The sequence below is a fragment of the Mycobacterium sp. NGS54 genome (assembly GCF_059812465.1).
Genome location: NZ_JCALCS010000007.1, coordinates 420,656 through 434,597, shown reverse-complemented (window position 1 = coordinate 434,597; position 13,942 = coordinate 420,656). Strand labels below are relative to the sequence as shown.

The 13,942-nt window shown below is 65.1% G+C and carries 12 protein-coding genes; 7 read left to right on the top strand and 5 right to left on the bottom strand.

All coding sequences use genetic code 11. The features are described 5' to 3' along the window. A complete protein-coding gene (locus tag AC5Y5E_RS24075; protein WP_499905556.1) occupies positions 1–798 on the top strand; it encodes a hypothetical protein in 798 nt (265 codons plus the stop codon). 6 nt (positions 799–804) lie between these two features. On the opposite strand, the gene AC5Y5E_RS24070 is transcribed toward AC5Y5E_RS24075, so the two are convergent. Then, complete coding sequence (locus AC5Y5E_RS24070; RefSeq protein ID WP_499905554.1) at positions 805–1,233, bottom strand: hypothetical protein; 429 nt, start codon at positions 1,231–1,233, stop codon at positions 805–807. A gap of 202 nt (positions 1,234–1,435) precedes the next feature. On the opposite strand from AC5Y5E_RS24070, the gene AC5Y5E_RS24065 reads away from it, so the two are divergent. Next, complete coding sequence (locus tag AC5Y5E_RS24065; protein WP_499905744.1) at positions 1,436–2,335, top strand: alpha/beta fold hydrolase; 900 nt, start codon at positions 1,436–1,438, stop codon at positions 2,333–2,335. Here the strand turns inward: AC5Y5E_RS24065 and AC5Y5E_RS24060 are convergent. The 4 genes from AC5Y5E_RS24060 to dpgD all read right to left on the bottom strand — a co-directional run bounded on the left by AC5Y5E_RS24060 (position 2,332) and on the right by dpgD (position 8,394). Beyond that, positions 2,332–2,553, bottom strand: coding sequence for a hypothetical protein (locus AC5Y5E_RS24060; protein ID WP_499905553.1), 222 nt, complete (start codon positions 2,551–2,553; stop codon positions 2,332–2,334). The two genes, AC5Y5E_RS24065 and AC5Y5E_RS24060, sit on opposite strands and share 4 nt — an antisense overlap. A gap of 878 nt (positions 2,554–3,431) precedes the next feature. Then, positions 3,432–4,472, bottom strand: a complete 1,041-nt coding sequence (locus AC5Y5E_RS24055) for a WD40 repeat domain-containing protein (RefSeq protein WP_499905552.1) — start codon at positions 4,470–4,472, stop codon at positions 3,432–3,434. A gap of 118 nt (positions 4,473–4,590) precedes the next feature. Beyond that, entirely contained in the window at positions 4,591–6,942 is a 2,352-nt protein-coding gene (locus tag AC5Y5E_RS24050) for a peptidase domain-containing ABC transporter (RefSeq protein WP_499905550.1), read from the bottom strand. Positions 6,943–7,578: 636 nt separating this feature from the next. Beyond that, positions 7,579–8,394 (bottom strand): enoyl-CoA-hydratase DpgD, encoded by an 816-nt coding sequence (dpgD, locus tag AC5Y5E_RS24045; protein ID WP_499905548.1) that lies wholly within the window; start codon positions 8,392–8,394, stop codon positions 7,579–7,581. A 62-nt stretch (positions 8,395–8,456) separates the two neighbouring features. Here dpgD and dpgA point away from each other — a divergent pair, with 62 nt between their 5' ends. Genes dpgA through AC5Y5E_RS24020 form a run of 5 tightly spaced genes read left to right on the top strand, consistent with a single transcriptional unit; the run spans position 8,457 to position 13,941 of the window. Beyond that, positions 8,457–9,512 carry a 3,5-dihydroxyphenylacetyl-CoA synthase DpgA gene (dpgA, locus tag AC5Y5E_RS24040; protein ID WP_499905547.1) on the top strand — a complete coding sequence of 352 codons (1,056 nt, stop codon included), beginning with the start codon at positions 8,457–8,459 and terminating at the stop codon, positions 9,510–9,512. Between the two features lie 12 nt (positions 9,513–9,524). Further along, positions 9,525–10,163, top strand: coding sequence for an enoyl-CoA-hydratase DpgB (gene dpgB, locus AC5Y5E_RS24035; protein ID WP_499905546.1), 639 nt, complete (start codon positions 9,525–9,527; stop codon positions 10,161–10,163). Further along, positions 10,164–11,381 carry an enoyl-CoA hydratase/isomerase family protein gene (locus AC5Y5E_RS24030; RefSeq protein ID WP_499905544.1) on the top strand — a complete coding sequence of 406 codons (1,218 nt, stop codon included), beginning with the start codon at positions 10,164–10,166 and terminating at the stop codon, positions 11,379–11,381. After that, positions 11,378–12,676 (top strand): aminotransferase-like domain-containing protein, encoded by a 1,299-nt coding sequence (locus tag AC5Y5E_RS24025; RefSeq protein ID WP_499905542.1) that lies wholly within the window; start codon positions 11,378–11,380, stop codon positions 12,674–12,676. Before AC5Y5E_RS24030 ends, AC5Y5E_RS24025 begins: the two co-directional genes overlap by 4 nt. Continuing rightward, entirely contained in the window at positions 12,673–13,941 is a 1,269-nt protein-coding gene (locus AC5Y5E_RS24020) for a glycosyltransferase (RefSeq protein ID WP_499905540.1), read from the top strand. The genes AC5Y5E_RS24025 and AC5Y5E_RS24020 overlap by 4 nt, the downstream gene beginning before the upstream one ends. Position 13,942 lies beyond the last annotated feature (1 nt).

Below are 13,942 nucleotides of genomic sequence, written 5' to 3'. Positions count from 1 at the left end.
GTGCATCCGTTCGTCGCGCTGATGCGCAGGTACTGCATCGACTACACGAATTCGCACGATCAATCGGTCTACGAACAGATCATGGAACCCGACTACGTCGTCCACATCAACGGCTTGTCGCTCGTCCGTTCGACCACCTACGCCGACGCCGTTCGCAAGATCTTCGACGCCGCACCAGGTTTGGGCATCGTGGTGCACGAGTTCGTGCTCAATGGTGATCGGCTGTGCATGCACTTCAGTGAGCACGCGGCCATGCCGACCAGGGGAGCGCGCGCGCTCGCCTGCTGGCGCGGCATCGGCCTGTACAAGTGGAACGGCCACCGCCTGACGGAGAACTACGTCGAGCAGGATTATTTCGCAATGCAGGCACAGATGACGAGCGGCCACCCGCACCCGTTGATGCCGCCACACCTCGATCCGTGGACGACGACCGAGCCGGTACCCGCAAATCCCGCTGCCGAGCGCACCGTGCGCGCGTGGCTTGAGGGGGCCGATCTTGCCGCTGCGCCCGCACACGACATCGACGACGCGCGCACCGGGGCGACGTACCAGGCGGTGCTCGATGCCCGCGAGGTGGTGGTCAACGATCTCTTCTCCGCGGGCGCCGATGTTCCCTTTCACATCACGATCCGGGGTCCGTACCGAGGTGGCCTGGGCGCCGCCGCCGAAGCGCACATCGGAAAGACCGCCACGCTGCACGTCGCCGGCATCGCCCGGGTCGGCGACGGCGCCGTCGCGTCCGTTCGGGCGGTGACGGCGCGTTCGCAGACCATGGCCGAGCTCACGCGCGGACGGTAGCCCTGCTCAGTAGCGCCGCAGCTTTTGGGCGCGACCGGTGAGGACGGTGATCCGGTAGTGGTCGCGCTGGCCGGGCAGCGTTGGCACAGCGGGAATCTCATGGGTGGTGGTGACCAGCATGGTGTGCACCGGGATGGCCGCTTCCCCCATGGGGATAACCACCGTGGGGAAGAGGATCGTTGCGGTGACCGAACCGGAATCGCCGAATTCGTGAGTCGTCACGCTCAGGCACCAACCCAGGTCGGCCACGAACGTACTGCGGATCTGTTCGCGCTCGAAGTTGAACGTGCGCTGGCCGTGTTCGTAGCTGAGGACGTAGGGCGGCCGGCCGGGGATGGGCGGCGGGTTGAGGCAGTAGTCGATGGAGACGCCGTCACCGACGAGGTCACAGCAGTAGTCGGGGAACGTCCGGTGGGTGGCAGTCGCTGCGATCATAGAAATTGGCTTTCTGGGTTCACAATTCGCTGGTCGGTCGCGGTTTCATCAACAGCGTGGCGGTTCTGACCCCGCTGGGCACGAGTAGTGGGCTACTCGATTTATGCGGTCGCGGGGCTTCGGCCCTCACCAGCTCGCGACAAACTGCCGCTAAAGTAGGGCGTCCACGGAGCTGCCTTCAGATGAACACGGAGGTTGACGCCTGTTTTCCCGCTCGCGCCAGGCGGCGGCGGAACCACCGCCTTGGTTCACCGCCGCGCTGAACCAACGGCCGGACCATTGCGACGTCGAAGTCGACGGTTGCCGCATTCACCTGCGCGCCTGGGGCGCCACGGACCAACCCACGGTGGTGCTCGTCCACGGCGGCGCGGCACACTCTGGTTGGTGGGACCACATAGCGCCGTTCTTGTCCCGCACCCATCGCGTGATCGCGCCGGATCTGTCCGGACACGGCGACAGCGGCACGCGCAGCAGCTACGACCTGCAAACCTGGGCAAACGAAGTGATGCAAGCATCGACGGCCGCCGGCGCCTCGGGACGACCGACCATCGTCGGCCACAGCATGGGCGGCTGGATCGCGGCCACGGCGGCGATGGGTTGCGGCGATCAGATCAATAGCATGATTGTGATCGACTCGCCGCTCTGGGAGCGTTCGCCGGAGGAGGCGCGGTTACGCAACCGCACCCACAGGTTGTATCGGACCAAAAACGAAATCCTGGAACGTTTTACGGCGGTGCCCTCGCAGCAAGTGATCCTCCCCTACGTCCGGCAGCACATTGCGGCCGAGTCGGTGCGTAAGACCGGCGGAGGGTGGACTTGGAAGTTCGACCGGGCCATCTTCGGCGATCAGGTCCTCGAGTCGACGGCCTCGGACGAGGAGTCGCTGGAGACCATGATGGCCGAGATGCGTTGCCGCTTGGGCTATGTGCGTTGCGAGGCCGGATTGGTGCCGCCCGCCATGGGCGAACGAATCCGCTCCATGCTCCAGCTGCGTGGGCCGTTCGTCGAATTGGCCGAGGCCGGCCATCACCCGATGCTCGATCAGCCGCTCCCCCTGGTCGCGACGCTGCGCACCCTGCTCGAATTCTGGTCGATCACCTAGCCGGGGCGGGCGCCGCGTCGCGCCACGATCACCCGGTTGGCGGGATCGTGGCCGATTATCCCGAACATCAGTCCGACCTCGCTCAAAGTGTCTGCGCCCCAATCCGTAAGTTCGTGGCCGTCTCGGTGAAGCCGCACTTCAAGGACACCAGAGCCGGTGCGTTCCAGCGCCACGAAGTCGAGCCAGTACCTGTATTGATCAAAGTCGAAATTTTGCAACTTTGTCTTCTAATCGTTTGGTAGGAGTGGATTTCACATTGGGTTGACCGATTTGTTCGTGTACCCGCCGCCCGACGAGCTGGTCCCCGCGGCGATCGCCCATTTTGAGCAAGACCCGGACGCCGAGATCATAATCAGGTTCACGGACTGGGGAGCCTGGCCGGTGTTTAGGTCTTGGCCGAGCTCGGTGATGACCGTGCTCTGCTTCGCCGACGGATTCAAAGCCTTCGCTGGATCCGCCCCATCCCCTAACTACTGGTGTTGACGGGCAGGCATTCCGCGCTGTGGCACGGCTAGGTAGTCTCGCTGCGTTTCATGGTCGTGACTCTCGTCTGGAAAGCGGCAATCGCCGCAGCAAGCCGCTGAGTCCGCGATCGGCGTCTGCACGCATCATCTCGACGGCCGCTACGCCGCTTAGACGCCGCAGGCGCCGCTTAGACGCCGCAGGCGCCGCGCCCGCCTGAGATGCGCGCGGCAAAACAGGCCCATGCCTGGAGGTGCCGTGACGCCCAGCTCGTTCGACCACCCAACGATCGGTGATCCGTTAGCCGCCCGCGGATGCGGCCAATCAGGCGCGTAGTCCGCGAAGGTCACTTCTTGGACCTGCCGGTAACCGCGCTCGAACCCGCAGACCACACAGTGCGGCATGATCGCCACCGCGCTACCTCCTACCCATCGGCCCAGAGTGTATTCGGCGGCGATGGGAGCGCCGTGAGTTCTTCGAATAAGTTCACTGCGACACAACTGGAGAGAACACCGTGTCGCGCACCATCGATTTCGTCGGCCCGTTGACTGGATGCTGTCGGTAGGCACGTCGGCCCGGTGTAGGCGATGAGGGCATCGACCGCCCGGCGTGTCGACGCAGTTCACCGAGTCAGCTACTCCCATTCCAGTTTGTGTATACGCAGCGTTCGATCGTTCGAGCAGGTGGCCAGGATCTGCGCGTCGCCGCTTAGTGCCACCGAATCTACCGACGCGCCATGAGCGTCAAACTGCGTTAAGCATTCCCCGGATTCGATGTTCCACAGCCGGGCCGTCGCGTCTTCGCTGCCGGTCAGTGCGATTCGAGCATCTGCGCTCACCGCGACCGAGGTAACTCTTCGATCGTGGCCAACGAGCGTGCGCAGTAACGTTCCGGACTGCACGTCCCAAACGGTCGTCTTTCCGTCGATACCTCCCAGGAGCGCAAGGTCGCCGCGACCGGACAGGGCGGTCGCCTGCCAACGGTCAGTACGGACCCCGAAGGCGTGCATTCGTTGGCCGGTTGCGGTTTCCCACACCCGGATTGTCTCGTCGGCCATTGTGAGTGCGTCATGTCCCCCGTCGCTGAGTCGCACGATCCAGACGATTCCACCCAAGCCGCTGACGGCGTGCAGGCGACGCCCGGTGTCCACATCCCACGCCGTGGCTGAGCCCCTGCTGCCACACAACGCCATCGCGCCATCGCGGCTGATGGCGACTGAGTAGACCGGCCCGCTATGGTCGCGCAGTACTCGCAATCGCCGGCCACTCGCCAGATCCCAGATGCGTACCCGTCCATCATTAGAACCTGTTGCGGCAGTGCGTCCGTCGGCGCTCAGGGCGACGCAGCGAACCGCCCGCCAGTGCGGGCGCAACACTTGGATCAGCTCACCGGAAGCACAATCCCATAGGCGCGCAGTGTGGCGCCGGCCGCCGGCGATGAGCACACTTCCGTCTTCGGAGAAGGCCCAATTGACGGTATCGGCACTGAACTCGGGAATCGTCAGCACGCATCGGCCGGTCGCAATGTTCAATACCTGCGCCGGATCGCTGCCGGCGATCAAGAACCGGCCACTCGGGTCGATCCCCATGCCCAACGACCACCGGTGCGCCAGCACGTTCAAGTCCACGACGGAGGGCACACGCCGCGCGCCTTGATATCCGTTGGTGCGCCACATTGCATTCAGCTTAGGTGCCTGTCGCATGGATCAAACCCCACTACACCGAGGCATCGACGGGCAAGAAAGCGTGCGGGTAACACCCTGGCTGGGTGCCATGCAGTCGCTTGCTGCCCGCCTACACGGCGAGCTGCTGGCCGCACAGATAGTAGTACAGCCCCTGGCGCGCCACGAGCTCGTCGTGCGTGCCACGCTCCACCAGGTGGCCCTTCTCCAGTACCAGGATGATATCGGCGTCGCGTACGGTGCTGAGCCGGTGCGCGATCACAAACGACGTGCGATCCTTGAGGAGTTGGTCGAGGTTTTCCTTTACGGCGCGCTCAGACTCGGTGTCGAGCGCACTGGTAGCTTCATCGAAAACCAGGACGGGGGGCCGGTGGTAGACGGCCCTGGCGATGGCAATGCGTTGCCGCTGACCGCCAGACAACAACAGCCCAGATTCGCCGATCCGCGTGTCGTATCCCAACGGCAGGCGCTCGATGAACTCTGTCGCGTCGGCAACCCCCGCCGCCCACCTGACCTGCTGCGGCTCGGGTTGCTCGGCACCAAAGGAGATGTTCTCCGCGATCGTCGCATCAAACATGTAGTTTTCCTGGAGCACGAAGCCGATGCGGCGCCGTAGTTGGCGCAAGTCGAGGTTGGCCAGCTCGATGCCGTCGTAGAGGATCGTGCCGCCCGTCGGCTCGAGCAGCCCGCAGAAGCATTTGACAAGCGTGGTCTTGCCCGAGCCGCTCCGGCCGACGATGGCGACGCGGGTGCCAGGCCGCACTTCGAAATCGATCCCGTCCAGAATCGGCGCCGCGGCCGGACCAGGGTACTGAAAGGACAGGCGCCGAAAGTGAACGTGGCCCGACAGGGACTTCACAGGCATCAAGGCCGAGCGATCCATTCCCTGCTCGGGCTCCTGCTCGAGGAGGTCGTTGAGCCGATTCAGGAGGACGACAGCCTGCTGCATCTCACCCCATGACAAGGCGACCGTCACAATCGGCTCGTTGGTGAGCAGCACCAGGGCGTTAAACGAGACCAGTGCTCCCACCGTCATCTGGTTGTGCAAGACCTGCAGCGCGCCCAGCCATAAAAACAGTGCCAGCAACACAAAGGACAACGCCTGGACCGCACCAACGAACAGCATCATCGTGCGGGTCCCCCGGTACATACGGTCCGAGAGCTGATCGAACTGACGCAACAACAGCTGGCGCAGCGACCGCTCGGCGCTCATCGCCTTGACCGTCTCGATGCCTCGGATGGCGTCGATTTGTCGCGACTGGTATCTGCCCCACGATTCTTCGAGCGCAGTGTAAGTGGGCCGCAGACGGGTCTGATTGAACCGCATCAGGGCCGCGTAAAGCGGTGCTGCGGTGGCCACGTACACGAGCATCAGGCGCCAGCTAAAAGCGCCCATCATGGCGATGGCAACCACCACCTGAGCGGCGCCGGTCAGAGCCTGCACTCCCCAGGTGACTAGGAGCTGGCGCACTTCTTGCATGCCGTTGAGCCGCCGCGCGATGTCGCCGATGCGCCGCACGTGGAAGTAGCGCATCGGCAATGCCAGCAAGGTGTCGGCGAGGGTGTCGAGGCTGGCCCGATCGATGCGCACCGCAACGCGGGCCAGCAGCAACCTCTGAACAATTGTGACCAGTACGGACAGCGCCAGCGCGCCGCACATCACTAACACCAGCGTGGTGAGCAGCCCGAGATCGTGCGAGCGGATCACCCCGTCGAACACGAATTTGCTCAACACCGGAATCAGCAGCGAGCCACCGGCGGCGAGAAAGGCCAGCACGACCGACGCAAGCAACACCCGTCGGTGCGGCTTGAAGAACCCCACTAGCCAGCCGACATTCAACTTTTCCTCGGGGACGTGCTGCAAGGCGCCAGTCGGGGCGAAGAATGCCGCGTAACCAGACCACTTCGCCTCGAGATCGGATCGGGTCAGACGTTGGCATCCCTGCGCTGGATCGGCCACCCGGACGTGCCCGGCCTCGACGTCATACACAACGAGCCAGTGATTTGAGTCGACGTGCAAAATCGCCGGTAGCGGCATGTCGTCCAACCGATTCACCGATACCTTCGCGGTGCACACCGCAAGCCCCAGCGACTGCGCCCCCTGGCCAATACCGGCCAGGCTCGTGCCGTCAACGGCGGTGTGGATGGCGTCGCGCACGCGCGCCATGGATATCTTGCGACCGTAGTAACGGCAAATCATCGCGACTGACGCGGCACCAGAGCCAGCCTCATCGACCTGCAGCACCATCGGAAAGCGGCGGATACGCGTGCGGGGTCGGGTAAACCCGTCGAACCCCTCGGATTCGGCCCCGGCCTCGGCTCGTGGTGAGTACCCACAGTAGGCAGCCTGCGTCTGCTGCTCGCCAACGGCCTCCTCAGGCGCGACCTTCCCCGTCAGCACTTCTGCAGAGAAGTCGAGCTCGGCCCGGGCCCCGGGTGTGGATCCGTGATCAGAGACGCTCATGCCAGTTCACGTGCCGGTTGCCTCGGCGCAGCGCATCGTCGATGCGGATTCGCTGCGCCCCGTTGACCGCGCACGGACCGCGCGGCGCGAGTGCGCAAAACGCCCCGCCCTCGCCGCCTCTTGGTGCTGGTCATGTCATCTCCTGTGCCAGATTCCGGAGATCTACCAGGCTAGCTGGCGTCGGCGGCACGGCAAGTTGGTTTCTGTCAGAAACAAATGCCGCACCAGCAGCGAAACCCCTTGACGACAGCCGCAATCAGCACCAAAGCCGTTCGCGGCACCCTCCGAGCCATTCCCTGGGCCGGGCCCAAAGCTTTTGGAAGACAACGCGTTACGACACAGCCGAAGTCGCGGCGTCCAGACAGGTGCCGCTCGGCCGCGACATGCGGGCCGATTTCCGGGCCCCGCGAGCGCCGCTGAAGCGCATTCGCCGATGTCAAAGCACCCTTTTAGCCGACCTTCGAAAGCCCGCGCCCGGCGCCGGGCGCGGCTATCATGTAACCCGCTGCCGTCGCCGTAGGACGTAGGGTCCGAGATCATGACTGAGGGGGCCTAGTGCTCGCGTCTGAGGTGCGACGCAATCGACGTCTTTGCCGCCAACCACTACCAACCGCGGTTGTCGTCGTTGAACAACATTCACGCGCCGGTCCACGATGGTGGTCGGCCCTCAGCGAAGGCCCGGGGACCCTCCTTGGCGTCGTTGCTGCGCTTTCGCAGTTCCTCACACGGATACACCTCATCGAAGGCGTCCGGCAGCGGCAGGTCCAGCGAGCGCCACATGGCTTGCTTCGCCGCGCGTACGGCCAGCGGCGCGCCTCGCAACAGATCGTCGACCCATGCCCGCGTTGCGGCGTCGAGGCGCTCGGGCGCGGCCACCTCGTTGATCAAGCCGTAGCGCAGCGCATCGTGGGCGGTCATGCGGCGCCCGGTGAGCAGGTAGCCGGCTGCCACCCGGGGTGGCAGCTGACGGCCCAGCCGGAATACCCCGCCCGCTCCGGCCACCAGCCCCAACCGCACTTCGGGCAACCCGAACTCCGCGTCGCTACCGGCAACGATCAAATCGCACGCCAACGCCAGCTCGAAGCCGCCACCCAACGCATACCCACGCACCCTGGCAACCAACGGCTTGGTGATATCGAACCGGTCGGTGAGCCGCGGAGCGCCCGGCTTGCCTGGGCTCCCGAACGACGACAATCCCGCCGCTCCGCGCGCGTCGCGATCGGCGAGTTCTTTGAGGTCCTGTCCGACGCTAAAAGCGCGATCACCCGCGCCGGTCAATACGCCAACCCAAATGTCAGGATCGGACTCGAAGTCCTCCCAGACCCGGGCGAGCTCTTCATGCATGCGCACATTCATCGCGTTGAGCACCTCGGGGCGTCGCAGGGTGATCGTGGCCACCCGATCGCGCTTGTCATACCCGACAAATTCCAAGTCATCCAGGGCCGCCGCCATGCCGCCAGGGTAGGCGCAGCCGTGCCGGCCCGACCGTCAGCGCGCCGCGGCGGGAAACCCTGATGCGGGCGCGGCTGTGCTCAGTCGGGACCAGCGTCCCGCCATTCTGCTTCACCCAAGACGACTTCATCGATCAGCTCGACATCGAGGACGACAAGATCCGCTCGCTGATCAAGAACAGCTCGATCCTATCCCGGCACTTGGTCTTGCCTCCGCGCGACGCCGACGGCCGCCTCAAACCCGAAACCCAAGGCCAACTTCTTGACAAACACCGCGAGTGGGGCATCAAGATGGCCGCTGAGGCCATGGACAAATGCCTGGCGAACATTGGCCGCACCCCTACCGACGTCGACTACCTGTGCTGCGTCACCACCACCGGTTACCTGACTCCCAGCATGTCCGCGCGGCTCATGAAGCACCGCGACATGCGGCCCGACTGCGCACGACTCGACGTAGTCGGCATGGGCTGCAACGGCGGACTCAATGGGTTGGCGGCGGTCTCGGCCTGGGCACAGACACACCCCGGCAAGCTTGCTATGCTCATTTGCGTCGAAACATGCTCGGCCGCATACGTTTTCGACGGCACGATGCGTACCGCTGTCGTCAACTCGTTGTTCGGCGACGGAGCCGCCGCGCTGGCGATCAGCTCCGATCCGCATCTGGCCGAGTCGCCACACCCGCAGGTGCTCAAGACCAGCAGCCACATCATCTTGGAAGCGCTGGACGCAATGCGCTACGACTGGGACGACGACCAGGGCCTGTTCAGTTTCTATCTGGACCCGCAAGTTCCGTACGTGATCGGCGCCAACGCCGAGACCGCACTGAATCGCCTGTTGTCCGGTACCGGGCTGGAGATCACCGACATCGACCACTGGGTGGTGCATTCCGGAGGCAAGAAGGTGCTCGATGCGCTACGCATCAACCTGGGGTTGAGCCGCCACGACGTCCGTCACGCCGCGAGCGTGCTTCGCGACTACGGAAACCTCTCCAGCGGGTCGTTTCTGTTCACCCTCGAGCGGCTCAACCGCGAGAACGTCGTACAGCCAGGAGAGTACGGAGTGATCACAACGATGGGCCCCGGCTCGACCATCGAGATGGCACTGATCCAGTGGGGATGAGGGAACGCAACGATGGACCCGTCCCGCGAGCACACCGAGTTCTTCACGCTGCGTGCAGGCGATCTTGCGAGCCGCACACGGGACTTGAGCGACTTCATCCGATCTCAGGCCGGTGGTTTGGCGGTCATCGACCTGCGCGAAGCCGGGCCGCAGCACCTGTCACCCGGAGATGGCATCGCTGATGTCAACGGCTGGGAGCGGACACTGCGCCTCATCGAGCGCTCGCCTGCAACCACGGCGGCCCTGTTCGGGCAGCAAGTCGGCGGGTATGCGCTAGAGGTTGGGCTCGCCTGCGACTTCCGCATTACACGCCCAGGCTCTCAAGTGATTTGGCACAACGACGGCGCAGTCTGGCCAAGCACCGCGCTGTTCCGCCTGGTTCAGCTGGTCGGGACGGCACAGACAATCCGGCTGAGCTTGCTCGGTCGGCCGATGGATGCCAGTGCTGCGCTCGTCAGCGGCCTGGTCGACATCATCACCGACGAGCCCGATGCTGAGCTGGAAGCACTGCGCGCGGCGGTAGCCAGACTGGATGACCTGCGGGTCGTTCGCCAGTTGATCGCGGAGGCTGCGCACACCAGCTACGACGAGGCCTTGGGAGTCCACCTCGCGGCGTGTGAGCGCTATCTACGGCGGCGCGGGGTCGGTTAGATGACCGACCGACTTCCCGCGGTCGACATCGCCGCGCCGCACGCCGCGACCCGGCGCGGCTGCCCCTGGCACCGGCCCTCGACGGAGGCGGAACTACGCCTCACCGCAGCCTGGTTTGACGAGCATGTCGAAGAGGTCTACCGGGCGCTGACGGCCGTGTCCGGCGGGGGGCGCAGGCTCGGCGACCTGGTGCGCGCGGCCGGTGACCGACTACCCGACCTGCTACCGGATCAGGTGACCCGCCTCCACGATGACGAGCTGGCGCCAAGGGCAAAGCTCCGAGTGGAGCGCGACCAGGGCCGGTTCCTGCAAGCCCTGCTCCGCAACCCCACCACCGCTATCCCTGCACTCACCGATATGAGGGCGCCACTGCCCGAGGCCGCTACCCACGCCGCGCAGTTCCGGGCCACCGGCGAGCTCGTGCTGGAGACCGTCACGCTGCGGCGCACGGCCGACGTTGCCGAGCTGACGTTGGCCAACACCATGACCCTAAACGCGGAGACCAACCAGCTTGTGCACGATCTGGAGACGGCCGTCGACGTCGTGACACTCGACCCCGCCACTTCGGTCGGCGTCGTCCGAGGCGCCCCGATGAAGCACGCGTCCTACGCCGGCAAGCGAGTGTTCTGCGCCGGGATCAACCTCAAACACCTTGCTGCCGGCAAGATCTCTTACCTTGACTTTCTGATAGGCAGGGAGGCGGGCCTGCTGTCGAAGCTGGCGCGAGGAGTGCACGATCCGGAGACCGGCCGCGACGTCGCCCGGCTGTGGATCTGCGTCATCGATTCCTTTGCCATCGGCGGCGGCATGCAACTCACCCTGGTGGCCGATCACGTGATCGCCGTCGACGACGCCTGGCTGAGCCTGCCCGCCGCGAGCGAGGGCATCGTTCCTGGCGTCGCCAACCTGCGCCTGCCCGGACGGGTCGGCGTCCGGCTCGCCCGTGACCTGATCGTGCGCGGGCGTCGCCTAAGCGGCGCCGAGGCCATGCAGGCCGGCCTGGTTGACGAGGTGGTCCGTGCAGCGGATGTCGATGCCGCGGTGGCGTCAGTGGCCGCCGGGTTCTCGCAGCCAGGGGTGGCGCCCAACAAGTTGATGCTCGCCCACGGCATCGAGGCCGAAGATGAATTTGCCAGGTACCTAGCCGATTTCGCCGTCATCCAAGCCGATCGCATCCACGCCACCGATGTGCGTAGCAAACTTCCGGGCGCTCGATGACATCGGCTGCAAAAATCGGCGAGTCGACCGAGGCCCAGGTTTTCGGCGCGATCGGATTTCTCAACGAGGTGATGGCTCGCTACCCCCAAGCCATCTCCTTTGGCCCCGGGGCCCCACTGCTGGACGGTATTTCGCGCGAGCGCCTCATCGCGGCTGTCGACGCCGTCGTCGGCGGCGCGAGCGGCGCGGCACCGGCGTGGGACGCTTTGTTCCAGTACGGACCGAGCCAAGGCATCATCAACGATGCCCTCGCCCGGGCCCTGACCGCCACCGGCGAACTGACTGTCAGTGAATCCGATATCACCATCACCGTCGGGGCCCAGGAGGGATACATCCTTGTCCTTCGCGCACTCGAACTCCATCGGTCGGGAACCCTAGGCATTGTCGCTCCTGCCTTCGCCGGGATCCGCGGTGCCGCAACATTTTTAGGCGCTCGAGTGCTGGACGTTATCGAGGGTCCTGAGGGCGTCACCGCGGCCGACCTCGAAACGGCATGTGCCCGAGCCGAAGCCCTTGGCGAGCCGCTGCGAGCCTTGTACGTCGCCCCGGACTTCGCCAACCCGTCGGGCACCGTGATGCCGCAGGCCGCCCGCCGCGAACTGCTGCGCACCGCCCGGACGCGACAGGTGCTGTTGATCGAAGACACCACCTACGGCTTCACCGATCCCGAGGTCCCGCCGTGCCTGAAAGCCCTCGACGAGCACCGGGTGGTGATCCAGGTCGGCACCTTTTCCAAGGTATGCCTACCCGGTGTGCGAGTGGGCTATGTGGTCGCCGATCAGCCGTGGCACGGGAGCACCCTGGCGAGCTGGCTGGCCACCCTGAAGAACACCACCACGGTCAACACCCCTCCGCTCAGCCAGGCCATGGTCGCGGGCTTGGTGTTGTCAGATCCGGATGCCCTTGCCGACCGTGAGCGGGCGCTGGCACGGGCCTACCGCGAAAAGCGGAACCTGCTCTTGACCGCATTGGACGACGAGTTCCCCGACGCCGCTGACCTAGCTCTAAGTTGGAACCGGCCCACCGGGGGGTTTTTCGTGGTGATGCACAGCCGCCAAGAAATGAGTCATGCCGCCCTCCAGCGCAGCGCTGCGCGCTACGGCGTGTTATGGACTCCGATGCGTGACTTCTACGCCGGCCATCACGGGGACTGTCAATTGAGGCTGTCGTGTAGCCACGTGCGGACCGATCAAATCAGGGAGGGGGTTAGCCGTCTAGGCGCCTTCCTGCGCGATGGCGTGACCCGGATCGACGCCTCGGACGGCGCAGAGCTGAAAGAGCCCGATTTGCAATGAAATTCGCCCTTGCATGCTACGGGAGCCGGGGAGACGTCGAGCCCTGTGCCGCTGTCTGCCTTGAGCTGCTGCGCCGCGGGCACGAGGTGCGCGCGGCCGTCTCGCCTGATCTGGTTGGTTTCGCCGAGGCGGCTGGCCTGTCGGCGGTCGGTTACGGACTGGATGCGCAGGCGCCGCTGGAAGCACAGCGCGAGTTCGTGACGTCTCTGTTCGCCACGCCCTGGAAAACCCAGCGGCTGCGCGCGTTGTGGCGCGAACACGGAGAAGTTCTCGCGAAGTGCTGGGACGAGATGAATACCACGCTGACCGCACTGGCGGCCGGGGCCGACCTGGTATTCAGCGGGATGCTTTTTCAACAGCTCGCTGCCAACATCGCGGAGTACTACGACATTCCATTGGCCACGCTGCATTACTTTCCGATGCGCGCCAACGGGCGACTCCTACCGTCCCTACCGCCGACGCTGACCCGCGCCGCAATGAAGGCCGACGAGTGGCTCGGTTGGCGCATGACGACGAAGGCCGAAGACGCGCAGCGCCGCGAGCTTGGCCTGCCCAAGGCAACCGGCCCCGCGCCGCGTCGGATCTCCGAGCGCGGATCGCTGGAAATCCAGGCCTACGACGAGGTTTGCTTTCCCGGGCTGGCCGACGAATGGGCAAAATGGGGCGGCCAACGACCCTTCGTCGGCACGCTGACGATGGAATTGCCGACGGGCGCCGATGAGGATGTCGCCTCGTGGATCGCCGCCGGAACACCACCGATTTACTTCGGGTTCGGCAGTGTGTCGGTGGAATCTCCCGCCGACACGCTCGGCATGATCGGCGCGGCCTGCGCGCAGTTGGGCGAGCGGGCGTTGGTTTGCTCCGGCTGGAGTGACTTCAGTAACCTTCCCCACTTCGACCACGTCAAGGTGGTTGACACGGTGAATTTCGCGGCGACGTTTCCGGCCTGCCGCGCAGTCGTGCATCACGGCGGTGCGGGCACCACGGCCGCGGGTCTTCGCGCTGGAGTCCCCACGTTGATCCTCTGGAAGGACCTCAGTCAGCCGATCTGGGGAGCGCAGGTCAAACGCTTGAAAGTGGGTACAGCCCGACGTTTTTGGGCCACCACACGAGGATCACTGGTCGCGGACCTGCGCACGATCCTCGCCCCGCAGTACCTCAGCCGGGCCCGCGAAGTCGCCAGCCGGATGACCGCCTCCGCCGAAAGCGTCACGAGGGCCGCTGACCTTGTCGAGAATTTCGCTCGCGTGGGGCATGTCGGCTGAT